Below are 24,414 nucleotides of genomic sequence, written 5' to 3'. Positions count from 1 at the left end.
GGCTCACGGCGGGCCCCCCGGCCCGCCGCCTCCGCTTCCCCCTGCGCGCACCCCCCAGTGCGCTGTCTCGGTGTGTACCGAACGACACGAGACTAGGCAGTGAACATGAAAGTCAGGAGCCGTGCAGATAAAACCCGCGTTCCTGAACAGACGGGCCGACAAATGGAATTGACGGTACTCCGGTCACTTCAGGGACGAACCGTACCCAACTGCTCCGCCAACTCGACCGGATCCGTCGTAGGCCGCGCGCAGACGAAATGTCGACACACATACGCCGTCGGAAGGTCGTGTACGAGTGTGCGCTCGGCCAGAAGGGGGAACTCGCCCCCGCTGCCGTCCTCCGCACGCGGCATTCCGGTGGCCACCACGGCCCCGGGAGCCGTCCCCAGCAACGCCGTCCGGTGCAGCAGGGCCCGCGCCGGGTCCTCCAGATGACCGACCACCGCGATCTCGCGCGGCCCGTCGAGGAGCGCCTCGGCGACCGCCAGCCCGTGCCCGATGAAGCGCGGGGCGCGCGGTCCCAGGGCGTGCACCACCGCGAGCGCCCGCTCGGCCGCTGTGCGGTGCGCCTCCGACCCGGTGTGCGCGGCGTACGAGAGCAGCGCGCCGGCGGCGGCGGTCCAGCCGGAGGGAGCGGCGGTGTCGGTGGGGTCCTGGGGCCGCCTGATCAGCTTCTCGGCGTCGTGCGCGGTGTCGTAGAGGGACCCGTCCTCGGCCGTGAACCGGTCGAGCACGAGATCGACGAGGAACCCGGCGAACTCCAGCCAGACCCCCTCACCGGTGACGGCGGCAAGGGCCAGGAACCCCTCGGCGACATCCCCGTAGTCCTCCAACACCCCGGCGTTCGCGCCCACATGACCGTCCTTGCTGGTCCGCGCCAGCCGGGCCCGCCCGTCCATGTGCACGCGGACGAGCAGATCGGCAGCCTCGGTGGCCCGCTCGACGAGGTCCGGCCGCTCGAAGAAGGCCCCGCACTCGGCCAGGGCGGCGATGGCCAGCCCGTTCCAGGCGGCGACGACCTTGTCGTCCCGCCCGGGCGCGGGCCGCGCCTCCCGCGCGGCGAGCAGCCGCGCCCGGATCAGGGCGATCCGCTCCGCGTCCGCCGCCGGCCCGTCCTGGGGCAGCTGGAGGACGGACTTGCCGTGCTCGAAGGTCCCCTCCTCGGTCACCCCGAAGTAGGCGACGGCCAGATCCCCGTCGTCCTCCCCCAGCACCTCGCGCAGCTGGGCGGGCGTCCACGCGTAGTACGCCCCCTCGACGTGCCGGCCGCTCTGCGGCTCCTCGCTGTCGGCGTCGAGCGCGGAGGCGAAGCCGCCCTGCTCGGTCCGCAGCTCCCGGACCATGAAGTCGGCGGTCTCCAGCGCCACGCGCCGGGCCAGATCGGAGCCGGTGGCCCGCCACAGGTGCGCGTACACCCGGCACAGCAGCGCGTTGTCGTACAGCATCTTCTCGAAGTGCGGTACGACCCACTCCCGGTCCACGGAGTACCGCGCGAAACCGCCCCCGAGCTGGTCGTAGATCCCGCCCCGCGCCATGGCCTCACACGTGTCGGCGGCCATCTGCAACGCACCCTCGGAACCCGTCCGCGCGTGGTGGCGCAGCAGGAACTCCAGCACCATGGACGGCGGGAACTTCGGCGCCCCGCCGAACCCGCCGCGCGTGGCGTCGTACTCCCGCGTCAGCGCGAGCAGCGCCTGCGCCAGTTCCTCGGGGCCGGGCGTGCCGCCCTTCCCGTAGTCCAACTGCCGCCCGGCCAGGTCCCGTACGATCCGCTGCGCCACGTCGGCGACCTCCTCGCGCCGCCCCACCCACGCGGCCCGCACCCCATCGAGCACCTGCATGAAGGAGGGCATGCCGTGCCGCGGCTCGGGCGGGAAGTAGGTCCCGAAGTAGAACGGCTCGGCATCGGCGGTGAGGAAGACGGTCATCGGCCAGCCGCCCTGCCCGGTGGCGGCCTGCACGGCCTCCATGTAGATGGCGTCGACGTCGGGGCGCTCCTCGCGGTCCACCTTGATGTTGACGAAGTGCTCGTTCATGTACGCGGCGGCCGGCTCGTCCTCGAAGGACTCGTGGGCCATGACATGACACCAATGACACGCAGAGTAACCGACGGACAGCAGTACGGGTACGTTGCGCCGCTTCGCCTCCTCGAACGCCGCCTGCTCCCAGGGCCACCAATCCACCGGATTGGATGCGTGCTGGAGAAGGTATGGCGACTGCGAGTTGGCCAGGCGGTTCATATCTGCATCGTCGCACGAGCCGGACCGTCAAGCCCAGCTTGCGGGGCCGCAGGAGCAAGAAGCTGCATACAGTACGTGATCAAGGGGGCTCCGCAGCGTCACCGTGTCACGAAATGGACCGCAGCCGGCCGTGGGACTGGCGCTGGAGTTGATCGATGGCCTGGGCCGTTTGGTCGCACTCGGGGAGGAAGATGACGAGCTGCTGGTCGTCCATGGGCAGTTCGAGCGTCTCTCGGAGCAGTCGTAGCTGGGGCCCTGCCGGGTGGTTGAGCCTGAGGACGCCGCGGCGCGGCACTTCATGGCGGCAGAGGCGGTTGGTGAACTCGGGTCCGGCGATGGGGAGGAGCTCGGAGATGAGCCATTCGAGGTTCTCCAGGGACGGCGCCTGCCACAGGTCGAAGCCGTGCTCGTCCGCAATGTCGTCCCAGTCGGCGAAGAACGTCCGGGCGCGGGGGTCGGTGAACAAGTAGCGGTTGAGGTTCGGCTCGGCGCCGTCGAGCAGTCCGGTGCCGCTGGTGATCGCCTGGTAGCCCGTGGTGTGGGCGAGGATGTCGCCGAGCCGGTTGGTCACGACGGCGACGCCGGGTTCGAGAAGGCAGAGTGTCTGCAGGACGGACGGCCGCACGCGTCGGGGCGGTGGCACGGGCCTGATGTGGACCGAGCATTCGTCGCCGGAAATCTTCGCGAGGTAGCGCAGATGGTTGCGCTCCGAGGGGTTGAGGCAGAGTGCATCGGCAAGCGAGTTGATGACTGTGGGCGATGGGTTGCGGTCGCGCCCTTGCTCGATACGGGCCAGGTATTCGACGCTGATACCGGCTCGGGTGGCGAGGTCCAGGCGGCGCAGCCCGGGTGATCGGCGGCGGCCGTGTCTCTGCAGGCCGAGGAATTCCGGCTGGATGCTGTCGCGCTTGGCCCGGATGAAGTTCCCCAACGGCGTGCCCATACCGCCAGGTTACCGGTGTCGGCGGGTCAGCCGAGGCGGCTCACGAGGACTGCCTGCCGTAAGGTCCGGGCGGCCTGGGGCTGTCCGCGGATCTCGCCCTGCCTCATGGTGCGGCGCCGAGGGTGGCCCTGCGGGGGCTAGCTTCAGTACGGCCTGGTTAGCGCCACCGTGAGACTTGATGATGACGGTCATGGAGAACAAATCGACACGCCGTTCCGGACAGGCATTACTGGTGTGGGGGTTGCTCGTGGCAGCAGCCAACCTCCGGGCGAGTTTGACCGGTGTCGGGCCGTTGCTGGATCGCGTGCAGGCCGACCTGGGGTTGGCCCCGGTCGCCCTCGGCCTGCTGAACACACTGCCGTTGCTGGCGTTCGCGGCGCTGTCTCCGATGGTGCCCCGGCTTGCCGCGCGGTGGGGACAGGAGCGGCTCCTGGGCGGTGCGCTCGTCGTGCTGACGCTGGGGATCGCGGTTCGGTGGGTGCCCTCGGCGGTCGGTCTGTTCGCGGGAACCGTGCTGATCGGGGCGGGCATCGCCGTGGGCAACGTCCTGCTGCCGAGCCTCATCAAGCGTGACTTCCCCACCAAGGTGGGGCTGCTGACCAGCGCCTATGCGACGGTGATGGGTGGTGTCGCCGCGGTCGCGTCCGGGGTGGCGGTGCCGATCAGCGAGATCGCTCCGGGTGGCTGGTCCACCGCCTTGGGGTGCTGGGTCCTGATCGCGCTGGTGGCCGTGCTGCTGTGGCTTCCTCAGATGCGCACTGCGCCGCCCGGGCCGCAGGCGGCGCGCGGGCAGCACCGGCTGCCCTGGGGGTCCGGCCTCGCGTGGGCGGTCACGGCGTTCATGGGGCTGCAGTCCTTCGGCTTCTACGTGGTCGTGACGTGGCTGCCCCAGATCTTCCAGGACAACGGTGCCAGCGCGGCCACGGCCGGATGGCTGCTGTTCCTGTTCCAGGCGGTCGCGGTGCTGACCAGCCTGGCGGTGCCGGGCGCGCTGCGCTGGGCACGTGACCAGCGGGCGCTGGCGACGATCTGCTCGGCCATCCTGCTCCTCGGCTACCTCGGGCTCCTGGTGGCCCCGGACTTCGCGCTGCTGTGGAGCGTCGTCCTCGGCTTGGGCGGCGGTGCCTGTCTCGTGCTCGCGCTGGCGTTCCTCGGCATGCGTGCCCAGGACGCGGCAGGGGCGGGCGCGCTGTCGGCGATGGCGCAGTCGATCGGCTATCTCCTTGCCGCCGCCGGACCAGTGGTCATCGGGCTGCTGCACACCGTCAGCTCCGGCTGGACGGCGCCGCTGGTGCTGACGTGCGTGGCCGCGGCCGCTCAGACGGTGGTTGCGCTGGTGGCCGGGCGTGGCACGGTGCGGCCGGCCGAGGTTCAGGAGCCCGGTCGGGTACCTGAGGCGCCGGAGCGCGCCTCGTCGCCCGGGCACTGATCGTCCGGAGACCGGGCGATCCCATGCACCGCAAACGGGGGAAGGACGTTGTGAGATGAGCGTGCTGACCGAGATCGTGGCCGGAGTCCGTGCGGACCTGCGGGAGCGCATGGCCGAGGTGAGCCCGGAGGTTCTGCGGCGCAGGGCCGAGTCACGCGACGCCCGGATGACTCCGGAGGCCGTGGGCGCCGCGCTGCGCGGCGCCCACGGGGTACGGCTGATCGCGGAGGTGAAGCGCATCAGCCCGGCCCGCGGGCTGCTCGCGGCGATCGGCCGGCCGGGGGCTCTTGCCGCCGAATACGCGGCGGGCGGTGCGGCCGCGATCAGTGTGCTGACCGAGCCGAGGCACTTCGGCGGCTCGTTGGACGATCTGCGGGCCGTGCGAGCGGCAGTCGACATTCCCTTGCTGCGCAAGGACTTTGTCGTGCACCCCTACCAGCTCGCCGAGGCCGCCGCCGCCGGGGCCGACTTGGTGCTGCTGATCGTCGCGGCTCTGTCCCGGCCGGAGCTGGAGATGCTGGTGCGCCAGGCCGGGGAGTACGGCCTTGCCGTGCTGGTGGAGACGCACACCGAGGAAGAGGTGGACCGGGCGCTGGCCGCCGGCGCCCGGATCATCGGGGTGAACGCACGGGACCTGGCCTCGCTCCGCGTCGACCGTGACGTGTATGCCGGGCTTGCCGCCCGGATACCGGGCGATGTGGTCACCGTGGCCGAGTCGGGGGTGCGGGGCCCGGCCGATGTCCGGGCCTATGCCCAGGCCGGCGCCGACGCGGTGCTCGTCGGCTCGGCGCTCGTCACCGACGCCCGGCCGACCGATGCGGTGGCCGCGATGCTGGCAGCGGGGCGGCGGGAGGGCCTGACGTGACCGGCCGCGCGGCCGGCCGGTCCGGAGTGGCCGCCGCGTTCGCGGACGAACTCCCGGGCCACGCCGACCGCTTCGGGCCGCCCCGGCCACCGCGGGGCCGGGGGTCCGTTCACCCGGCCGAGGATGCCGCGCTCTCTGCCGGTTTGGCCGTCACCCTGGCCCACCGGCCGAGGAGTTCCGCGGCATCGCCGCTGTCGACGGCGCGGGCGGCCCGCGTCATGGCGGCCCCCAGCCGTTCGGTGACCGTCGGTTCGTCGAGCCCGTCGTCGCCGCGGAAGACGAGCGCGGAGCGGTTACGGCGGGCCCGTACTCCGGCGATGATCGGGGCCATCCGGGCGTCGGCGACACCGATGGCGGCTGCATCAGGCGCCGCCGGATTCGTCAGGGGGCCCAGCACGTTGAAGGTCGTCGGCACACCGAGTTGCCTGCGCACCGATGAAGCGTGGCGCATCGCGGGATGGAACACCGGGGCGAAGCAGGAGGCGGTGCCCCCTTCGGCGAGCACCCGCGGCACCGTCACCGGCGGCAGGTCGATGACCACGTCCAGTTCTTCGAGCAGGTCCGCCGAACCGCAGGCCGAGGACGCGGACCGGTGGCCGTGCTTGACGATGCGCGCGCCCGCCGCCGCAGCCACGATCGCCGGGACGGTGGAGATGTTCACCGTACGGGCCATGTCTCCGCCGGTGCCGACGATGTCCAGGAGCGGCCCGTCGGCCCGGACCCTGACCGCGTGCGCGTCCATGGCACGGACAAGGCCGTCAAGCTCCGCGACGGACTCTCCCTTGGGCCGCAGGCCCACCAGTAAACCGCCGAGCCTGGCATCGTCGGCGGCGCCGCGCATGACCTCGCCCATGGCCCACTCCGTGTCGACTCCGGTGAGGTCGCGTCGGTCCGTGAGCGCCGAAAGGATGTCCGCCCATCGTTTCCGAGGCGTGTCGGATGCGGTTTCCTGTCCGGTCATCGCTACTCCTTCACTGCCTGTTCGCACGGAGTGTCGCAGCCGACAACGGCGTCGAACAAGTCCATTCCACTCTTCCGTAAGCGGGCCAATTCCGCGCTGAAGAGAAGGTAATCCCTGACCGAAGGTCCGCACCCAAGAAGCCGGATCTGCCGCGGGGATTTAGCGCCGACCGGAAGGCCGGCGCCAACGGGGGAAGAATGCTACCGATCGCGATAAACCGGAAGTTACCGCTGTCCATGACCACGCAGATTCAGGCGGCCATCCGCGAACGAATAAAAGACGGGACCCTGCATCCGGGTGTCCGATTGCCATCGAGCCGGAATCTCGCCGGAGATCTCGGGGTGTCGCGCAGTGTCGTGGTCCAGGCCTACGAGCAGCTGGTGGCCGGAGGATATCTGAGGTCCACTCAGGGCTCGGGCACCAGGGTGGCGACCCACCTGCCGCACACCGACCGCGGCGCGGCCGAGCCGGCCCGGCGCGCGGAGGCCCGCTACGACCTACGGGTCGACGCGACGAGCTCGGCGCTGTTCCCTTCCCGTGAATGGCTGCGGGCCTACGAGTTCGTGGGGCAGTCGATCGGCGGCGCCGGCCCCTGGCGGTATCCCCTCGGTGTTCCGGAACTCCGGGAAGAACTCGCGGCCTACCTCGGCCGTTCGCGGGGGGTCCTGACGACCGCCGCCGACGTCGCTGTCACCGCGGACTTCGACCACACCGTCGACGTGGTGTTCCGTGTCCTGCACGACCTCGGTGTCGACCACATCGCCGTGGAGAGCCCCGGCGCGCCCTGGCAGGTCAGGATCGCCGAGCGGGCGGGGCTGCGGGTCAGCGGAATCCCCGTGGACGACGAGGGCATCGACGTGGACGCCCTTGCCCGGTCCGGAGCCCGCGCCGTGCTGGTCACCCCGGTGTCGCAGGTGCCGACGGGGGCCGTGCTGTCGCCGGGGCGCCGGGAGGCCCTGCTGCGCTGGGCCGCCGACGTGGACGGCTGGGTGATCGAGTACGACCGGGACGGGCACTTGTGGTTCGGCGTCGGCAGCGGCCCCCTCGCCCTGCAGCGGCACCGTCCGGAGCGCGTGATCTACGTCGGGACGACCGGGGCCATGTTCGGCCCGTGCATAGGGCTCGGCTGGGTGGCGGCGCCCGCCGTGGTGGCGGAGCGGCTCGGCCGGACACCGTTGGGCGTCCCGGACCCGCTCACCCAGCTGACCTTCGCCCACTTCATCTCGTCCGGCATGCTGGACCAGCACATCCGGGAGATCCGGACCGTCCTGCGGGCACGGCGAGCGGCGCTGCGGGACGCCGTCGAGAAACACCTGCCGGGCGCCCGGATGACCGGCGAGCCGACGGGCATCCACGCCTACATCCAGTTGCCCCAGGGCGTCGACGACGTCCGCCTCGCCGCCCTCGCACGGGCGAAGTCGGTTCTCGTACATCCCGGCAGGCACTTCCAGTTCGGCCGCCGGTCGCCCTCGTCCGGGGTGGTGCTCGGCTACGGCGCGGTGCGCCGCAGCCTGCTCCCGGAGGCGGTCGGTCTGCTCGCCCGGGCCATGGGCCAGGTCACCGGGAAGCCGGTGACCTGACGCCGGCCAGGAAGTTCGCCGGCATCGTGAGGCCGTCGCCATCGGGTGTCCGTCGTCGGTCGACCGTGCCGTGCACAGGAGTTCCGCGGGCAAGGGCAAGTGCGTTCGCGGGTGTCTCCACGGAAATCGCGGTCACGGTAACGCTCAGTAATTCGGTCATCACGGAGATGGCGCATCTCTATTGTCAGCCGCAAAAGTAAACAAGGGCTGAATACCTCGGATCACCAGCGTTGTGGCTCGGGAACTATGCCATCGTCCCGGTGATCGTTGGCCAGACCATTGACCGCTCCATCGACCGGACCACTTGAGGAATTCATTGCGCCCCGGACGGAGATCGTGTTGGTCTGCGTTCATGACGAATTCCGACCTGCTCGTCTCTTGGCGCGACGCGCCCGAGACGCACCAGCCGGAGTGGCCGGACCGTGCCGCTCTGGAGGACGTGATGGCCCGGCTGTCCGCCGCGCCCGGCCCGGTCAGCCCCAGCGCATGCGACGGTCTGTGGTCGCGGCTCGCCGCGGCGGCCAACGGTGAGGCGTTCGTGCTGCAGGGCGGTGACTGCGCGAGCCAGTCTCTCGACCTGACCTTCGACATCGCCGAACTGCTGTGACCGCGTGACCGGCAGCGCGCCCGGTGCGAACCGGGTGCGTCGGCGCGACCAAGCCTGCCCGAAACATGGAGGAGACAGTGAAAACCGTAGGGGTCGTGGGGGCCGGCGTCATAGGAGCCTGCATGGCTTTCAGTCTTGCCCAACGCGGAATGCGGGTGCACTGCGTGGAACCCGCGCAGCCCGGCGGCCTGACCACCGATGTCAGCTTCGCGCGACTGAGTGCCTTTCAGCAGCCGACGTACGCGAGGTTCGAACTGAGTCACACCGGAATGATCGAACACCTCCGGTTTGCCGCGCAGTTCGACTCTGCCCCCTGGTGGCATCCCACCGGAAGCCTCGCCTGGGGCGACGAAGAGGACGGCGGCGACGCCGGCGGCCCGTCGTTCGCGGACGTGGCCCACCGCCTCAGCGCCTGGGGCTATCGGACGGTCTGGTGTGACGCCGCCCGGGTGAACCGCGAATGGGAGCCGGGCATCGCGTTCCCGAACGCCCGGACACCGGCCGTGCTGTTCCCGGACGAGGGCTGGATCGACGGGCCGAAACTGGTCTCCGAGATGCTCGCGGCGGCCAAGGACACCGGGCGCCTGACCCTGTGGAACGGCGCGGTCGACGGCATCGAGGTCCACGACGGAGAAGTGCGGGCCCTCCGCCTCGAAGCCGGCGACCGTATCGAGGTCGACGCCGTCGTCAATGCCGCCGGGCCAGAGGCGCCCACGGTGGCCGCGATGCTCGGAACCGCCCCGCTCGAGGGCGTCGCGACCCGCAGCAGCCTCGTGATCGACCTGCTCACCGACGGCGATCCGGTGCGGCACATCCTGCGCGGCGCACAGGCCCACGCCAGGTCGGCGGGGCCGGGGCGCGTGCGCGTGCGGTCCGAACAGGTCGACGCCCGCCTCCCGGCCGGAATGCGGTCCGATCCCGGCGACGAGCTCGTCAAGGACCTGCTGGAGCGCGCGTACCGCACGATTCCGGCGCTCGAGTCGGCCACCGTCGACCGGGTGCGCATCGGTACCGCCGTGTTCCCGGCGGATGGTTTTCCGAGCGTCGGCGCGCTGTCCGCCGTTTCCGGCTACTACGAGGTTTTCGCCAACAGCGGTATCACCCTCGCCCCGTTCCTCGGGCGGACCCTGACCACCCACATTGCCACCGGGGAGATTCACCCGCTGTGGTCCCGATGCTCTCCTGACCGCTTGAGGACGGCATCGTAAACATTCCGGAACCACCAAAAAGGTTCTGGAACACCAATTCACGGCAGCGCCGCAAATCGAGCGAGAGGGAAACAATGTCTGCATTTCCGGAGCTCCGGGAGCTGATCGCGAGCTTCATATCCAAAGAGCCCCCAGAGATCCATGAGATACGCACGGGAACCCTTCCCGAGCTGCCCGGGTCGTACGGCCAGTACTTCACCGCCTGGGATTTCTCGAACAGCATCGTTCGCGACTACTCGATGAATCTCTACCAGTTGACGAGGATGGCGACGGACGAGAGCCTCTCCGTCGAGAACGTGCTGACGGTCTTCCGCACGCTGGACCCCATCTACAGCACCTTCCTCGGCTACAACGGATTCCCGACCCTGGCGGAGTACGCAGATCAGGTCGGGCAGCCCGCGGACAACCGGGGCGAGCTCGTGGACAGGCTGGCCACGTTCACCGAATACGCGAACCGGCTCACGGCCTGGTCGCACCATTACTTCCCGTGGGACCTGGGCGAGCACTACCGCTACCCCGCGAACGGTCCCGCGGTGCTGCCGGAGTACACCCCCGCGCCGCTCTCCGTCGAGGATCCGCTCCAGCGGATTCCGGTCAGGCTCACCTGGCAGCCCTTGGGGGTGGAAGTCGATGCCGAGCTTTACTGTGATCTCAATCAGCAGCTCTGCATGGACGTCCTCAAGTCCCTGCCGTTCACGGTCCTGCAGGACCACGCGGTCGTCAGCGGTGAATCCATGTATGCCTGGGCGCCCTTGGTGAGCGTGGCGCCGACGCCGGTGCGCGAGCGCATCTGCGACGCGCCGGTCGGCCGGCTCAGGTTCAGCCAGGCGACGGGCAACAAGGTCATCGTCCAGTACGGGCCGACCTCGGAGACGCTCAGCAGCCCCGTCCTCGGCAAGGTGATCGACAGCCACACCGACAGGCTCGCCGAGGTCGGAAAGGCCGTATGGGAAAGCACATTTCGCTCGAAGGAACTCATCTGGCTCACGGTGGAACGCCTCTGACCACGGCCAGGTGGGGCGGGACATGCGGCCAGTCAGAAAGGGTTAAGGAATGACGAGTTCACCAAGCAAACCGACCAGGGACCTACTGTTCCCCGAACTGAGCGACTCCATTGAATCGCGGATCGCCTGGTTCCAGCACATGCAGAAGAATGAGCCATTACGCTTCCGCCCGGAATACAACCTGTGGGAAGTCTTCCGGTACGACGACGTGCAACACGTACTCAAGAACCCCACCGACTTCTCGGTGACCAACAAGACCCACATGGGCCTGCCGTTCTCCTTCGGCCGAGCGGACATACCGGACCACCGCTATCTGCGAGGGTTCGTGGCACGCTCGTTCCAACCCGGCAGCATCGAAAAACTGGCGCCGGAATTCACGGCCATGGTCGACTCGCTCCTGGAGCCCGCCCGCACCTCCGGAAAAATGGAGATGCTCGGCGAGCTCTGCTATCCGATCATGGAGCGTGCCGTTGCCCACATGTTCGGCCTCCGCATCCCCGGCGCCGACCGTTTCCGGGAATGGTCCGACCAGATGTTCGGCCAGCTCATCGGGGTACGCTCCCCGGACCACGCCGACGTGGTCGACCTGTTCAAGGACCAGCTCAACGAACGCAAGCGCAACCCGAGCGACGACCTCATGAGCGAGCTGCTCGCGGAGCGGCGCAAGGACGGACGACTGGCCGAGGAAAAGATCGTCCACATGTGCCTTGACCTGGCGACCGCCGGCAACGCCCCCCTGGCGCTCATGCTGGGCTACGCCTTCGACCGCTTCTGCCGAGACCCGGAGTTCTTCCAGACCCTGCGGCGCGACCCCTCACTGATCCCAGGGGCCATCGAGGAGATCCTGCGCTTCGACTTCTCGTGGTTCAACCTCTGGCGCACGGCCCGGCACGACACCGTACTGGGCGGCCACGAAATCAAGGCGGACCAGTACGTGGTGGTCTGGGACTCGTCGGCCAACTTCGACGAGAACTACTTCCCCCAGGCCGACCGATTCGACATCAGGCGCTCGCCCAACCCCCACATGACCTTCGGGCAAGGCATGTACATCTGCCTCGGCCTGCCCCTGGTACGTGTACTGGGGCGCGTCGTGCTGGAACGCATCGTCGCCACCTTCTCCGATATGCGCTCCGACCCGGAGAACCCCATGCAAACCCTGGACCAGATGAAGGACTACATCGTCTCCCTCGACGTAGTCCTGACACCGTCGAAGGTGCCCGTCCCCTGACACACGGCCCGGATTCTCCGGGCCGAGCAGGCCGCTTGCGCCGGTACGGAAGGCCACCGCAAGCGGCCTGCGCACCTTGGCAGATCGGATCAGCGCCGAAGGAGTGGGGCCAGGTCGCGGATCCATGTGTCGCGCGTGCGCATCCAGGCGGCGGAGCAGTCGGCCCGGGCAGGGGTGGCGAGGTCCGGGTGGCGGGCGGGGGCGGCGCCGTAGACGGCGCAGCGGTGGGATTCGGCGCGGGTGGCGGGCGGGGCGTGTTCGTCCGCGGGGTCGGGGGCGGGGTCGGCCGCGGCCTCGACGTCGTAGGAGCGGGCCGCGGCGAGGAGGGTCTGCTCCCCCTCCGGGCGGCCGCCCAGCAGCATCAGCTGGGCGAAGCGGTCGGCGGCGTCCTCCTCGGCGCGGTCGTCGCGGGTGAGGTGCAGGGCGTCCGCGAGGGCGTGGCCCGCCTCGTGGTGGAGCGTCTCCCGCACGATGTCGGCGAGGTCTTCGTCCGGCCGGCCGGAGCCCGACCGCTCGATGAGCTCGCGTTCCTCGGTCAGGTCGTCGTAGCAGAGCTCGATGCGGTCCTCCTGGGGGTCGTAGCCGGTGCCTTCGCCTTCGCAGGAGCGGGCGACGACCATGACCCGGTGCGGCAGGCGGACGTACGCGTTGAGGTCGGAGAGGACGGACTCGGCGAGCGCCCGGTCCTTCAGGAAGCGCTGGTGGTCCCGGTCGGCCGCCGCCGGCTTCTCGTAGCGGAGGGTGAAGCCCTGGTCGGGCGGCTGCTCCGCGCATCCGGTCGCGAGCAGCAGGAGCGCCGCCGCGCACGCCGCCCTTCGGCGGCCGGCGGTCATGCCCGGGTGCAGACGTGGGTGGTGGTGCTGCCGCCGGCTTCGATGTGGCGGATGCGGAGGGTGTTCTTCGCGTACTCGACGGACAGCTTCTGGCCGTCGTTCGTGTCGGAGTGGCCCGGGGGCTTCCACGGCAGGGTGAGGGAGACGCTCTCGCCGACCGTCGCGGGGACGGTGAGGGCCTCGCCGCCGGTCAGGCGCTGCACGCCCTTGGGAGCTTCGTAGACGTCCAGGACCAGGTGGCCGCCGCGCAACAGGAAGCTGCCGTGCCAGGTGCCTCCGTCGCCGTCCCATTCGATGGTCCAGCCGCCGTTGCCGCCGCCGTCCGCGTTGACCGTGGCCTTGCCGCGCCCCGTGTCGCCGCCGGGGGTGGTCGATTCGATGGTCCAGCTGCCCTTGATGAAGGCGTCGAAGGCTCGACCGGCCACGGTGGGGCTGGGGGCGGGCGCGGTGGGGGCGGGCCCGGTGGGGGCAGGCACGCCGGTGCCCTGTGCTTCCGGGCCCGGCGCCGCAGCCGGGTCCGGGTCCTTGCCGGCGCAGGCGCAGGCGGCGAGCATCGATGCCCCGACTCCGACGGCCAGGTAGCGCAGCGCGTTGCGGCGGCCGATGAGGCGGGCTGCCGCGCGTATCTCTCGTACCGTCACCGGGGTCCCCGTTCATGCTCGTTGTTCACGCCCAATGATCATAGGAGCTCCAACTCCCTCTGAACTAGCTCAGATTCTCTCGCGCTCACGCGCGTCCCGACGGACACTTGGGGCACGTTGCCGGAGCTCTCCGAGGGGATGCCGATGCGGGACAGCCATCGCAGTGAGGCCGAGCGGCTGTTGGAGCGGGCCGTGGACGAGGAGGTCCGGCGGGCGGCGGCGGGGGCGCCGGCCGACAAGGCGGTGCTGCTGGCACGGGCGAGGGAGGCGCTGGATTCGCTCGCCGCGAGTGCGGCGCCGGAGTACGAGGCGTACGTACGGGCCCTGGACGAGGCGGCGGCCGGTGAGCAGTCCCTCGGCGAGGCCTTCCGCCGCGGGAATCCATCAACGGCCCTGCTCGTCACGGCGGTTGCGGCGGCGGCGGCCGTCGGCGCGGATCTGGCGCTCGGCGTGGCGGCCGGCACGGCACTGGCCGCGGGGGCAGCGGCGGGCGTCGCGGGGGCGGTGGCGACGGTGGCGAAGGTGACGGCGCTGCACCTGCCGGCCGCGAACCGGCGGGCCGGGGAGCTGGGCCGGCCGGGCGGGCCCGAGCAGTTGAAGCTGCAGTGGCTGTCGGCGCTGGAGGTGCGCGGCATACGGCCCTTCCTGGAGCAGCAGCGCGCGGTGGCCGCGGCGGCGCGGGCGCCGAGGGCCGCGGCCCGGACCGCGCCGCCGCTGCGCGGGACGGACCGCAGCGCGGAGGCCCGGCGGCGCAGCGTGCTGGAGCAGTCCTTCGGGCAACTCCCGGACCCCGCCGGGCCGTTCGTGGGCCGGAAGGCGGAGCTGACCCGGATCGCGCAGTGGGTGCAGGCGGCCCGGGCCAGCACGGAGACCCGCCCGGTGGTGGTGGTCCTGCACGGGGAGCCGGGCGTGGGCCGTACGGCGCTGGCGCTGCGGACGGCACACGGGCTGCGGGACCAGTTCCGGGGCGCGTGCGTGGTGGACCTGCGGGGCGGGGACCCGGGCGGTGCGCCGCTGTCGACGCGGGAGGCGCTGCTGCACCTGCTGAACCGGCTCGGCGCGCCCCGCGAGCAGTTGCTGTTCCGCGAGGGGTCCTCGGCGGAGCAGCAGGTGCGGCGGCTCGCCGAGCTGTACCACCAGCACCTCCAGGGGCTGCCGGTGACGGTGGTCCTGGATGACGCGGTGGAGGCGGCGCAGGTGCGGATGCTGGTGCCGGAGCGGTCCGAGAGCCTGGTGCTGGTGACGGCGCGGGAGCCCCTGGAGCTGCCGGCCGATCTGGCGGCGTGGGTGTACCAGCTGCCGGTGGAGCGCCTGTCGGAGGCGGAGGCGACGGAACTGGTCCGGGTGGCCGCCGCTGCGGAGTCGGATGCCGGTCCCGGCGTCGCCGTGGATACCGGTACGGACACGCATGAGGCCGTCGCCGCCGCCGTGTCGGCCGCCGTGTCGGCCGCCGTCGAGCTGAGCGGCGGCCTCCCGCTCGCGCTGCGGATGCTGGCCCCGCCGGCCCGCGAAGGCCGGGCCCCCGCCGCCTCCGCGGACGGCCACCCGGTGGAGCGCGCCCTGCAGGCCGCCGACGCCCGCCTGCCCGCGCCCGCCCGCCGGCTGTTGCGGCGGCTGCCCCTGGCCGGGCGGGCCTCCCTCGGCGGCGCGGCCGCGGCCGCGCTGGCCGACGTACCGGAGCAGGCGGCGCTGCGGGCGCTGGAGGAGCTGTGGGAGGCCGGGCTGATCGAACGGGTGCGCGGGCAGCGGTTCCGCATGCACGACGCGGTGCGCGCGTACGCCGCGGCCCGGCTGGCGGCGGAGGAGGACCAGGCGGAGGCCGTGGCGGCCCAGGAGCGGCTGATCCGCAACTACGCGCAGCTCGCGGACGCGGTGATCCGGATGGTCGACGGGAAGATGTCGACGCGGGCGAACACGCTTCTCAAAGGATCCGTCGGCGGCCACGGTTTCACCTCGCTCGACGCGGCCCTGCGCTGGCTGGACGACGAGTCGAGCTTCATCACGGCGGCGCTGCGGCATTCGGACGGGGTCGACCAGCAGGTGGTCCTCGACCTGCTGGGGGCGCTCTGCGACTTCTGCCTGCTGCGCGGCGACCTGTACCGGCTCGGTGAGATCGACGAGCTGACCCGGGCCGTGGCGGCGGGCCGGCAGGGCGAGCAGGGGCGGCTCGTGCGGTCGGTGCAGTGGCGTACGGGTATCGCCGCGCGCCAGCTGGGCGAGCTGGACAAGGCCCGCACCACGCTGACCTCGGTGGTGGACGGGTACATGGAGGCGCACCAGGAGGCGGGGGCGGCGATGGCCCTGGTCTCGCTCGGGATCACCCTGCACCACCAGGGGAGCCTCCCGGAGGCGGCGGCCCGCATCCGCGAGGCGCTGGTGCTCCAGGAGCCGGCGGAGCTGGCGGGCGACCGGGCGTGGGGCCTGCACGCGCTGGCGGCCGTGGAGCGCGACCTGGCGCACCTGGCGGAGGCGATGCGACTGCTGGAGCAGTCCCTCGCCCTGCACCGGGAGAGCGAGAGCGTGCACGGCGAGGCGTGGGCGCACTTCCAGCTGGGCCAGGTGTTCCTGCGGGCCGGCGACGTGCCGCGGGCGGAGGCCGAACTGCGCCTGGCCCTGGACCTGTACGGGCGTACGCGCGACGACCGCGGCGAGGCATGGGCGCTGACGCAGCTGGGCCGGGCCCGGGTGGTGGACGGGGATCCGGCGCCGGCGTTGGAGCGGCTGCGGGAGGCGCTGGCCCGGCACCGGGAGGCGGAGGACGCGCGCGGCGAGGCGTGGACCCTGTACTACCTGGGGCAGGCGCTGGAGGAGGGCGGCGAGCGCGACCAGGCGGTACGGGAGCTGGAGCGGGCCCGGACGATGTTCTCGCGGATGCGGGACGTGTACGGGCTGGCGCACGCCCGGCACCATTCGGGCCGGGTGACGCGCGACCAGCGGGCGGCGCAGACGGGGAATCTGAAGAACTCCGGTTTCGCCCGCCAGCTGCTGGTGGACGCGCGGGCGGACTTCCGGCGGATCGGGCTGGCGCACGGCGAGGCGTGGACGTGCCTGGAGCTGGCGGTGGTGGACGCGGGCAACGGCCGGCTCTCGCAGGCGCTGGGCCTGTGCGAGGAGGCGGTGCGGCTGTTCATCTCGTACGGGGACCGGCGCGGGGAGGACTGGGCGCGCTTCCTGCGGTGCACGATGCTGCCGTACGCCGACTTCGCAGTGCCGTCCGCCGCCGAGGAGGCGCGGGCGGAGCTGGCCCGGCTGGCGCAGGCGCCGCATCCGGCGCGGGACGGCCGGCTGGAGGACTGCCTGGAAACGTACGGGGTGATCCTGGGCCGGGGCGTGGATCCGGCGGAGGGCTGGCAGGCGTGGCGGCTGGGGCTGGTCCCGAACCTGCACTCGCGGGAGATCATGGGCGTGCCGATGCCGTGACCCTGCGGGGCTGCCGGGACCTCACGGGGTCCAGGCCTGCTCCCCACCCGGTGGTCGTGCCCGCGCCGGAGCCGCCGTCCAACCCGTCTGCGGGAGGGACGGCGGTCACTGCGGCGGTATTACGGGGCCCGCTCCGGCGAGGGGGCGGCGGCGCCCGGCTCCGGGGCCTCCTCGAAGTCGACCCGGCCCATGTGGCGGCTCATGGACTTCATCAGGGCCCACACCCCGAGGGCGAGGGCGGCGAAGACGATGAAGCCCAGGATTCCGGGGGTCACCTTGTTCTTGTCGAAGGTGTCTCCGGCCAGCGGGAGGAGCTGGGCGATTGCTGCCTGCGTAGCGCTCATAGCTACGCATTCTCCCGGATGCCCGCGAAGAGGTCGGACTCGGGGAGGGAGGTGTCGACGAGCGACTTCGCGAGCTCGTACTCCTCCGTGGGCCAGACCTTCTTCTGGATCTCCATCGGGACGCGGAACCAGCCGCCGTCCGGGTCGATCTGCGTGGCGTGCGCAATGAGCGCCTTGTCACGGATCTCGAAGAAGTCCGAGCACGGCACGTGCGTGGTCAGGGTCCGCTCCTTGCGCTCGAACTCCTTCCACCGCTCCAGCCACTCCCCGTAGGGGGACTCCATGCCGCGCTCCAGCAGCGCCTCGTGCAGGGCGATGGTGCGCGGCTTGTTGAAGCCCTGGTTGTAGTAGAGCTTCTGCGGCTGGTACGCCGGGCCGAATTCGGCCTCCGGGTACTTCTCGGTGTCGGCCGCGCCGTCGAAGGCCACTATCGAGATCTTGTGGGTCATGATGTGGTCGGGGTGCGGGTAGCCGCCGTTCTCGTCGTAGGTGGTGATGACCTGCGGCTTGAAGGCGCGGATCTTCTTCACCAGCTCGCCGGCGGCCTCGTCGACGTCCGCGAGGGCGAAGCAGCCCTCGGGGAGCGGGGGCAGCGGGTCGCCCTCCGGCAGGCCGGAGTCGACGTATCCCAGCCACTCCTGCTCGATGCCGAGGATCTCGCGGGCCTCGTCCATCTCCTTGGCGCGGACCTCGTGGATGTTCTCCTCGATGTACTTGTCGCCCTGGAGCTTGGGGTTCAGGACAGAGCCGCGCTCGCCGCCGGTGCAGGTCACGACCAGCACGGGCACCCCCTCGGACACGTACTTGGCCATGGTGGCCGCACCCTTGCTCGACTCGTCGTCGGGGTGGGCGTGGACGGCCATCAGTCGGAGCTGCTCGGTCAAGACGGGATCCTCTGCGATTCGGCGTGACGGTCGACCTCTATATTGACCGAATCGGGGGTTGGAAAATTCCGGGGCGGGTCCGCAGGGATCCGGCCCCGCCCTCTCGGAAGGAACGATCGATGAGCGCGGTACGCGAGGGCCTGCCCGAGGGCCGTTATGGCCGGTCGGCGGACGAGCGTGCGGACCGGAAGCTCAAGATCGTCGGGGCTGGGCTCGGCGCCGTGCTGCTGGGTGTGGTCGGCTGGATCGGCTGGGACTACGTCGCCGGGCAGCGCGTCAGCGCCGAGGTGATCAAGTTCCAGGTGGTCTCGGACACCGAGGTGAAGGTGCACCTGGAGGTCCGCAAGGAGTCCTCGGTCACCGGGGTGTGCACGCTGAGCTCGCAGGACAAGGAGCACGGCGAGGTGGGCCGCGCCGACTACACCTTCGCGCAGCGCGAGGGCCGGGTGGACGAGGTGGTCTCCCTGAGGACGACCAGCCGGGCCACGATGATCGAGCTGGTCGGCTGCCAGCCGGCGGCCGACGCCCGCTGAGGGCAGCGGCAGGGAGCCCGCCCCTGCGTTGCCGGCCCGCCCGTGGGCACGCGCCTCGGGGTGACCGTTTCCGAGCGCGGAGAGTCACTGGGGGCGCATCCGCGTCACCCCTGATGACACACTTCATAGACATGACGTCCTCCCCCTTTTCCTGCCGAATTGTTAGGCTCGTGGTTTCGCCCGCCGCTGGCGGCCTGTAGTCCCCTGTACCGACGAGGAGCACCCGTGACCCAGACGAGCGAAAGCGTCACCTGGCTGACCCAGGCGGCGTACGACCAGCTGAAGGCGGAGCTGGACTACCTCTCTGGTCCCGCCCGCACGGAGATCGCCACGAAGATCGCAGCCGCCCGCGAGGAGGGCGACCTGCGTGAGAACGGCGGTTACCACGCGGCCAAGGAGGAGCAGGGCAAGCAGGAGCTGCGCGTGCGCCAGCTCACCCAGCTGCTGGAGAACGCCAAGGTCGGCACCGCGCCCGCGTCCGACGGCGTGGTGGCCCCCGGCACTCTTGTCAAGATCGCCTTCGACGGCGACGAGAGCGACACGATGGAGTTCCTGCTGGCCTCCCGTGAGTACGCCTCCTCGGACTTCGAGACGTACTCCCCCCAGTCCCCGCTGGGCACCGGTGTGATGGACAAGGCGATCGGCGAGGACGCCGAGTACGAGCTGCCGAACGGCAAGAAGGCCTCGGTCAAGATCCTCGACGTCAAGCCCTTCACCGGCTGATCACCCCTGATCACCGTTTTTCTCACGTACGACGATGCCCGGCCGGGCGCCTTCTCCGGCCGGGCATCGTCGTACGTACGGGCTTACGGGCTTACGGGCTTACGGGCTGTGCGGACGGACCTACGCGGTCGCCGAGCGGTACTTGCGGACCGAGAGGGTCCGGAAGACCGCGATGATCAGCAGCGACCAGAGCACGGACGCCCACACCGGGTGCTGCATCGGCCAGGCCGCCGGAGCCTCGTACCCGGGCGGCAGGTTGCCGAAGAGCTCCCGGGCCGCCTGGACGGTGGCGCTGAAGGGGTTCCACTCCGCGATGTGCCGCAGGAAGGCCGGCATGTTGTCGGAGGGGACGAAGGCGTTCGAGATGAAGGTCAGCGGGAACAGCCAGATCAGCCCGCCCGAGGTGGCCGCCTCCGGGGTGCAGACCGACAGGCCGATCAGGGCGCCGATCCAGGAGAACGCGTAACCGAGCAGGAGCAGCAGCGCGAAGCCGGCGAGCACCTCGCCGATGCTCGTGTGGGTACGCCAGCCGACCAGCAGGGCGACCACGGCCAGGACGACGAGGGTCAGGGTGGTCTGCACGAGGTCGGCCAGGGTGCGGCCGGTCAGGACCGCGCCGCGGGCCATGGGCAGCGAGCGGAAGCGGTCGATCAGGCCCTTGTGCATGTCGTCCGCGATGCCCGCGCCCGCTCCGGCGGTGGCGAAGGTGACGGTCTGGGCGAAGATGCCGGCCATCAGGAACTCGCGGTAGGCGGCGGGCGAGGTGTTGCCGCCGACGCTGATCGAGCCGCCGAAGACGTAGCTGAAAAGGACGACGAACATCACCGGCTGGATCACGCCGAAGATGATCATCTCGGGGATCCGCGACATGCGGATCAGATTCCGCTTGGCGATCACGAGGGAGTCGCCGGCGCCCTGGACGATGCCGCCGCGCGGGCGGGGTGCGGCCAGTCCCTGGGTCGCGGAGGGGGTGGTCGTGGGGGTCACTTCGCCTTCTCCTTCCGCGCCGCCTTGCGGCCCCTGGGGTCGGCGTCGGCGGGGCTCGCGCCGTCGCCGTTCTCCTCTGCCGCCAGCTCGGCCGCGTGGCCGGTCAGGGAGATGAACACGTCGTCGAGGGTGGGCCGGCGCAGCCCGATGTCGTCGATCTCTATGCCCCGGCCGTCCAGTTCGCGGATGACCTCGGCGAGCAGCTTGGCGCCGCCCGACACGGGCACGGTGAGCTTGCGGGTGTGCTCCTCGTAGGTGGTCTCGCCCTTGCCGAAACCTGCGAGCACCTCGCGCGCGGTGGGTATGTGCTCCCGCTCGTGGACGACGACCTCCACGCGCTCGCCGCCCGTGCGGGCCTTGAGCTGGTCGGAGGTGCCGCGGGCGATGACCTTGCCGTGGTCGACGACGCAGATGTCGTGCGCGAGGTGGTCGGCCTCCTCCAGGTACTGGGTGGTGAGGAGGAGGGTGGTGCCGCCGGCGACCAGTTCCTGGATGATCCCCCACAGCTGCTGGCGGTTGCGGGGGTCGAGTCCGGTGGTGGGCTCGTCCATGAACATCACGGGCGGGCTGACGACGAGGGCGGCCGCGAGGTCCAGGCGCCTGCGCATACCGCCGGAGTAGGTCTTGGCGGTGCGGTCGGCGGCATCGGAGAGGTTGAAGCGGTCCAGGAGTTCGGCGGCCCGGGCCTTGGCCGCCTTGGCCTTCATCTGGTAGAGCCGGCCGACCATCTGAAGGTTCTCGCGGCCGGTCAGGTACTCGTCGACGGCGGCGAACTGGCCGGACAGGCCTATCGCGCGCCGGACCTCGTTGGGGTGCTTGAGGACGTCGATGCCGGCGACGACGGCCTTGCCGCTGTCGGGCCGGAGGAGGGTGGTCAGGACGCGCACGGTCGTGGTCTTGCCCGCGCCGTTGGGGCCGAGCAGGCCCAGGACGGTGCCTTCGGGGACATCGAGGTCCACGCCGTCCAGGGCCCGTACATCGCCGAAGGTCTTGACCAGACCTTCGGCGTAGATCGCGCCTGGCATATGGATTCTCCCAGTGTTTTCTGGTGTTTCCTACGCAAATCGTATGGGCGCCGGGCACACGTCGCCCGGCCGAACGGGGGACACGCCGCCGCTTCCCCGCCGCCCGGAGGGCACGCTATCGCGTTATATCGCGTACCGCCACGGGAATGCGATGCCTGGCTTTCTCCAGCCCTTAAACCGACGGCCTCGGACCGGCGGCCTCGGACCGGCGGCCTCGGACTTCCGGCTAGCTCATCACCCTGTACCCCGCGTTGTGCAGCGACCGCGCGACCTCCTTGCAGTGCTCCGGGCCCTTCGTCTCCAGGTGCAGCTCCACCTCCACCTCGGTGAGCCCGAGCCGCGGGTCGGTCCGTACGTGGCTCACGTCCAACACGTTCGCATCCACCACTGACAACACCCCCAGGAGCCCGGCGAGGGCTCCCGGCCGGTCGGCCACGCGCAGCCGCAGCGAGAGGTACCGGCCCGCCGCCGCCATGCCGTGGCGCAGGATCCGCTGGAGCAGCAGCGGATCGATGTTCCCGCCGGACAGGACGGCCACCACCGGGCCGCCGCCGTACAGTTCGGGCTCGCTCAGCAGGGCGGCGACCGTGCTGCACCCGGCCGGCTCGACCACCATCTTGGCCCGCTCCAGGCAGAGCAGCAGGGCGCTGGAGAGCGCGTCCTCGGAGACCGTGCGCACGTCGTCGAGGAGTTCGCCGATGATCCGGAAGGGGATGTCCCCGGGACGGCCCACCTTGATGCCGTCCGCCATCGTCATCGGGTTGTCGATCGACACCGGGTGCCCGACGAGCAGCGAGGGCGGGTAGGCGGCCGCGCCCGCCGCCTGGACGCCGATGACCTTGACGTCCGGACGCAGCGCCTTCACGGCGACCGCGACTCCGGCGGCGAGACCGCCGCCGCCGATGCCGACGAGGATCGTGCGGACCTCGGGGCACTGCTCCAGGATCTCCAGGCCCACCGTGCCCTGGCCCGCGATGATGTCGCGGTGGTCGAAGGGGTGGATGAACACCGCCCCGGTGCGCTCCGCGTAGTCCTGGGCGGCGGCGAGGGTCTCGTCGACGACGTGCCCGTGCATGCGCACCTCGGCGCCGTACTCCTGGGTCGCGGCCACCTTCGGCAGCGGCGCTCCGACGGGCATGAACACCGTGGAGCGGACCCCGAGGAGGGAGGAGGCCAGGGCCACGCCCTGCGCGTGGTTGCCCGCGCTGGCCGCCACGACGCCGGCGGCGCGCTGCTCGGGGCGCAGGCCGGCGATGCGCACGTAGGCGCCGCGCAGCTTGAAGGAGCCGGTGCGCTGGAGGTTCTCGCACTTGAGGTGGACCGGGGAGCCGGTGAGCGAGGAGAGGTGCCGACTGCCCTCCATCGCGGTGACCCGGGAGACGCCGGACAGCATCTTCTGGGCTCCCCGGATGTCGTCGAGGATGACCTGCGGGACGGGCTCGGGCACGCGGTAGTTCATGCCGCCAGTCTCGCAGCCCGCGCGCGGCCCGGCTGGGGGCCGCGGAAAGGGTCGAAATCTCGCCATCCGGGACGGTGGCGGAGCGGCCTCACGAACGGGCCGTATCAGTTCTTGTACGAGGCGTACGAGCCGCCGCACGGCCGCGTACTCTGTCCCCCATCCTTGTCGGACCCACGCGAAGAGAGCCCACGGCCATGCCTTCCACCCAGGCCAATTCCGACCTGCCCTCGGCGGCCGAAGCGCCCGCCGGAGGCGGTCTCCTCGACGCGCTCCAGCACCAGGTGGCGGTTTTCGCCCGCCGTGCCGAGCAGACCCGCCTGGGCGGTGTGGGCCAGGCCCGCAACTCGATGGACCGCGCCGCGTACCTGCTCCTGAACCGGCTCGACCTGGAGGGCCCGATGGGCGTCAAGGCGCTCGCCTGCGGCATGGGCATCGACTCCTCCACCGTGACCCGGCAGGTCGCGCCGCTGGTCGACAGCGGCCTGGTCAAGCGGACCTCCCACCCGGAGGACGGGCGGGCCGTGGTGCTCGCACTGTCCCCGCGGGGGCTGGCACGGCTGGAGGAGGTCCGCTCTTCGCGGCGCGAGCTGATGGCGCGCGTGACGGCGGGCTGGAGCGCGGAGGAGCGCGAGTCCTTCACCGCGCTGCTGACCCGCTTCAACCTGTCGCTGTCGGAGCTGATGGCAGCCGTCGCGGACGCCGGTCCGGCGTCCTGAGCCGGGCCCGTCCGACCCCTTGACCTGGGTACTCCCGCTGCCCGCACTATGTGGGCTATGCGGGAGGTCGACCCCGGGGGCCAACAGGCGGCCCGCTATGCGGAGTTCGAGGCCTTCGTCGCGGGTGCGGCGGGGCGGCTCCTGTATGTCGCGGTCCTGCTGACCGGCGAACCGGAGCCCGCGCGCCGGCTGCTGGCGGGCGCGCTCGCCCGTACGTACGCCAACTGGCGGCGCCTGCGCGGGGACGACCCGTACGACTTCACCCGCCAGGAGCTGTGCACCGCGTTCGCGCGCACCGGGTGGCGCCATCACGGGGGCACCGGGGTGCTGGGCCGGCTGAGCCCGCAGGAACGCCTCGTCCTCGTCCTGCGGATCTACGAGGGGGTCGCGGAGGAGGTCACGGCGGCGCAGCTGGGGCTGCCGGCCGAGCGGGTACGGGTGCTGTGCAATCGGGCCGTGGCCGTGCTGCGGTCCTCCCGGGAGGCGGCGTGAGCAGCTTCCCGGACCGGAAGGAAGCGCAGGTCAGGCGGCTGCTGGAGGGACCCTACCCGGCGGTCCCGGCCGGCCTGGCCGCGGGCGCCGCGGCCCGCGGCGACCGCCTCCTGCGCCGCCGCCGGGTGCTCCGCCGGTTCGGCTGGGCCGTCCTCTTCGCGGCGGCGGCCGCCTTCACGGTCTGGGCCTCCCTGACCCACCCCTGGACCACCCCGCCGAGCGGCATCTCACCCCCACTGGAGGGCTGGTAACCGCCGAAGTCCTGTGTGCGGCGCCGCTGCCGGGGCTCGGG

General features: G+C 71.2%; 23 protein-coding genes. 13 read left to right on the top strand and 10 right to left on the bottom strand.

Features of this window, described 5'->3' with window-relative positions; translation table 11 throughout:
- Nucleotides 1-188 precede the first annotated feature (188 nt).
- Both J7E94_RS19755 and J7E94_RS19750 read right to left on the bottom strand, forming a co-directional pair.
- Nucleotides 189-2,240 carry a thioredoxin domain-containing protein gene (locus tag J7E94_RS19755; RefSeq protein WP_215017196.1) on the bottom strand — a complete coding sequence of 684 codons (2,052 nt, stop codon included), beginning with the start codon at nucleotides 2,238-2,240 and terminating at the stop codon, nucleotides 189-191.
- A gap of 106 nt (nucleotides 2,241-2,346) precedes the next feature.
- Nucleotides 2,347-3,183, bottom strand: coding sequence for a helix-turn-helix transcriptional regulator (locus J7E94_RS19750; protein ID WP_215017195.1), 837 nt, complete (start codon nucleotides 3,181-3,183; stop codon nucleotides 2,347-2,349).
- Nucleotides 3,184-3,373: 190 nt separating this feature from the next.
- Here J7E94_RS19750 and J7E94_RS19745 point away from each other — a divergent pair, with 190 nt between their 5' ends.
- Together J7E94_RS19745 and trpC are read left to right on the top strand one after the other, a co-directional pair.
- A complete protein-coding gene (locus J7E94_RS19745) occupies nucleotides 3,374-4,612 on the top strand; it encodes an MFS transporter (protein WP_251056907.1) in 1,239 nt (412 codons plus the stop codon).
- A gap of 55 nt (nucleotides 4,613-4,667) precedes the next feature.
- Nucleotides 4,668-5,477, top strand: coding sequence for an indole-3-glycerol phosphate synthase TrpC (gene trpC / locus J7E94_RS19740; protein WP_215017192.1), 810 nt, complete (start codon nucleotides 4,668-4,670; stop codon nucleotides 5,475-5,477).
- Between the two features lie 109 nt (nucleotides 5,478-5,586).
- Here the strand turns inward: trpC and trpD are convergent, their stop codons facing one another.
- Nucleotides 5,587-6,438: an anthranilate phosphoribosyltransferase gene (gene trpD, locus J7E94_RS19735; protein ID WP_215017191.1), complete on the bottom strand. Its 852-nt coding sequence runs from the start codon at nucleotides 6,436-6,438 to the stop codon at nucleotides 5,587-5,589.
- 236 nt (nucleotides 6,439-6,674) lie between these two features.
- Here trpD and J7E94_RS19730 point away from each other — a divergent pair, with 236 nt between their 5' ends.
- The 5 genes from J7E94_RS19730 (at nucleotide 6,675) to J7E94_RS19710 (ending at nucleotide 12,065) form a co-directional block, all read left to right on the top strand.
- Nucleotides 6,675-8,018 carry a PLP-dependent aminotransferase family protein gene (locus J7E94_RS19730; protein ID WP_251056906.1) on the top strand — a complete coding sequence of 448 codons (1,344 nt, stop codon included), beginning with the start codon at nucleotides 6,675-6,677 and terminating at the stop codon, nucleotides 8,016-8,018.
- Between the two features lie 352 nt (nucleotides 8,019-8,370).
- A complete protein-coding gene (locus J7E94_RS19725; protein ID WP_215017189.1) occupies nucleotides 8,371-8,625 on the top strand; it encodes a 3-deoxy-7-phosphoheptulonate synthase in 255 nt (84 codons plus the stop codon).
- A 65-nt stretch (nucleotides 8,626-8,690) separates the two neighbouring features.
- Complete coding sequence (locus tag J7E94_RS19720) at nucleotides 8,691-9,833, top strand: FAD-binding oxidoreductase (RefSeq protein ID WP_215017188.1); 1,143 nt, start codon at nucleotides 8,691-8,693, stop codon at nucleotides 9,831-9,833.
- Between the two features lie 74 nt (nucleotides 9,834-9,907).
- A complete protein-coding gene (locus J7E94_RS19715) occupies nucleotides 9,908-10,837 on the top strand; it encodes a hypothetical protein (protein WP_215017187.1) in 930 nt (309 codons plus the stop codon).
- Nucleotides 10,838-10,976: 139 nt separating this feature from the next.
- Nucleotides 10,977-12,065, top strand: a complete 1,089-nt coding sequence (locus J7E94_RS19710; protein ID WP_215017185.1) for a cytochrome P450 — start codon at nucleotides 10,977-10,979, stop codon at nucleotides 12,063-12,065.
- Between the two features lie 89 nt (nucleotides 12,066-12,154).
- Here the strand turns inward: J7E94_RS19710 and J7E94_RS19705 are convergent, their stop codons facing one another.
- Entirely contained in the window at nucleotides 12,155-12,898 is a 744-nt protein-coding gene (locus J7E94_RS19705) for a DUF4344 domain-containing metallopeptidase (protein WP_215017183.1), read from the bottom strand.
- The gene (locus J7E94_RS19700; protein ID WP_215017181.1) at nucleotides 12,895-13,539 is read right to left on the bottom strand and encodes a hypothetical protein; all 645 of its coding nucleotides are present in this window, start codon (nucleotides 13,537-13,539) and stop codon (nucleotides 12,895-12,897) included. The genes J7E94_RS19705 and J7E94_RS19700 overlap by 4 nt, the downstream gene beginning before the upstream one ends.
- Nucleotides 13,540-13,683: 144 nt before the next feature.
- Between J7E94_RS19700 and J7E94_RS19695 the strand changes: the two genes are divergently transcribed.
- The gene (locus J7E94_RS19695) at nucleotides 13,684-16,959 is read left to right on the top strand and encodes a tetratricopeptide repeat protein (RefSeq protein WP_215017179.1); all 3,276 of its coding nucleotides are present in this window, start codon (nucleotides 13,684-13,686) and stop codon (nucleotides 16,957-16,959) included.
- 119 nt (nucleotides 16,960-17,078) lie between these two features.
- Here the strand turns inward: J7E94_RS19695 and J7E94_RS19690 are convergent, their stop codons facing one another.
- Together J7E94_RS19690 and mca are read right to left on the bottom strand one after the other, a co-directional pair.
- Nucleotides 17,079-17,303: a hypothetical protein gene (locus J7E94_RS19690; protein WP_215017177.1), complete on the bottom strand. Its 225-nt coding sequence runs from the start codon at nucleotides 17,301-17,303 to the stop codon at nucleotides 17,079-17,081.
- A 2-nt stretch (nucleotides 17,304-17,305) separates the two neighbouring features.
- A complete protein-coding gene (mca, locus tag J7E94_RS19685; RefSeq protein ID WP_215017175.1) occupies nucleotides 17,306-18,187 on the bottom strand; it encodes a mycothiol conjugate amidase Mca in 882 nt (293 codons plus the stop codon).
- Nucleotides 18,188-18,306: 119 nt separating this feature from the next.
- Between mca and J7E94_RS19680 the strand changes: the two genes are divergently transcribed.
- Both J7E94_RS19680 and greA read left to right on the top strand, forming a co-directional pair.
- Nucleotides 18,307-18,720: a DUF4307 domain-containing protein gene (locus J7E94_RS19680; RefSeq protein ID WP_215017172.1), complete on the top strand. Its 414-nt coding sequence runs from the start codon at nucleotides 18,307-18,309 to the stop codon at nucleotides 18,718-18,720.
- A gap of 225 nt (nucleotides 18,721-18,945) precedes the next feature.
- Nucleotides 18,946-19,443, top strand: a complete 498-nt coding sequence (gene greA / locus J7E94_RS19675; protein WP_215017170.1) for a transcription elongation factor GreA — start codon at nucleotides 18,946-18,948, stop codon at nucleotides 19,441-19,443.
- A 120-nt stretch (nucleotides 19,444-19,563) separates the two neighbouring features.
- Here greA and J7E94_RS19670 read toward each other — a convergent pair whose 3' ends face one another.
- The 3 genes from J7E94_RS19670 to ilvA form a co-directional block, all read right to left on the bottom strand.
- Nucleotides 19,564-20,430, bottom strand: coding sequence for an ABC transporter permease (locus tag J7E94_RS19670; protein ID WP_215017168.1), 867 nt, complete (start codon nucleotides 20,428-20,430; stop codon nucleotides 19,564-19,566).
- The gene (locus tag J7E94_RS19665; RefSeq protein WP_215017166.1) at nucleotides 20,427-21,455 is read right to left on the bottom strand and encodes an ATP-binding cassette domain-containing protein; all 1,029 of its coding nucleotides are present in this window, start codon (nucleotides 21,453-21,455) and stop codon (nucleotides 20,427-20,429) included. Before J7E94_RS19665 ends, J7E94_RS19670 begins: the two co-directional genes overlap by 4 nt.
- Nucleotides 21,456-21,681: 226 nt before the next feature.
- Nucleotides 21,682-22,914, bottom strand: coding sequence for a threonine ammonia-lyase (ilvA, locus tag J7E94_RS19660; protein ID WP_215017164.1), 1,233 nt, complete (start codon nucleotides 22,912-22,914; stop codon nucleotides 21,682-21,684).
- A 194-nt stretch (nucleotides 22,915-23,108) separates the two neighbouring features.
- Between ilvA and J7E94_RS19655 the strand changes: the two genes are divergently transcribed.
- Genes J7E94_RS19655 through J7E94_RS19645 form a run of 3 tightly spaced genes read left to right on the top strand, consistent with a single transcriptional unit; the run spans nucleotide 23,109 to nucleotide 24,373 of the window.
- Nucleotides 23,109-23,630 carry a MarR family winged helix-turn-helix transcriptional regulator gene (locus J7E94_RS19655; protein ID WP_215017162.1) on the top strand — a complete coding sequence of 174 codons (522 nt, stop codon included), beginning with the start codon at nucleotides 23,109-23,111 and terminating at the stop codon, nucleotides 23,628-23,630.
- Between the two features lie 57 nt (nucleotides 23,631-23,687).
- Entirely contained in the window at nucleotides 23,688-24,122 is a 435-nt protein-coding gene (locus J7E94_RS19650) for a sigma factor-like helix-turn-helix DNA-binding protein (protein ID WP_215017160.1), read from the top strand.
- The gene (locus tag J7E94_RS19645) at nucleotides 24,119-24,373 is read left to right on the top strand and encodes a hypothetical protein (RefSeq protein ID WP_215017158.1); all 255 of its coding nucleotides are present in this window, start codon (nucleotides 24,119-24,121) and stop codon (nucleotides 24,371-24,373) included. The genes J7E94_RS19650 and J7E94_RS19645 overlap by 4 nt, the downstream gene beginning before the upstream one ends.
- The last annotated feature ends 41 nt before the right edge of the window (nucleotides 24,374-24,414 follow it).

The organism is Streptomyces sp. ISL-94, from assembly GCF_018614075.1.
Taxonomy (GTDB): Bacteria; Actinomycetota; Actinomycetes; order Streptomycetales; family Streptomycetaceae; genus Streptomyces.
This window is presented reverse-complemented; position numbering and strand designations above follow the sequence as displayed.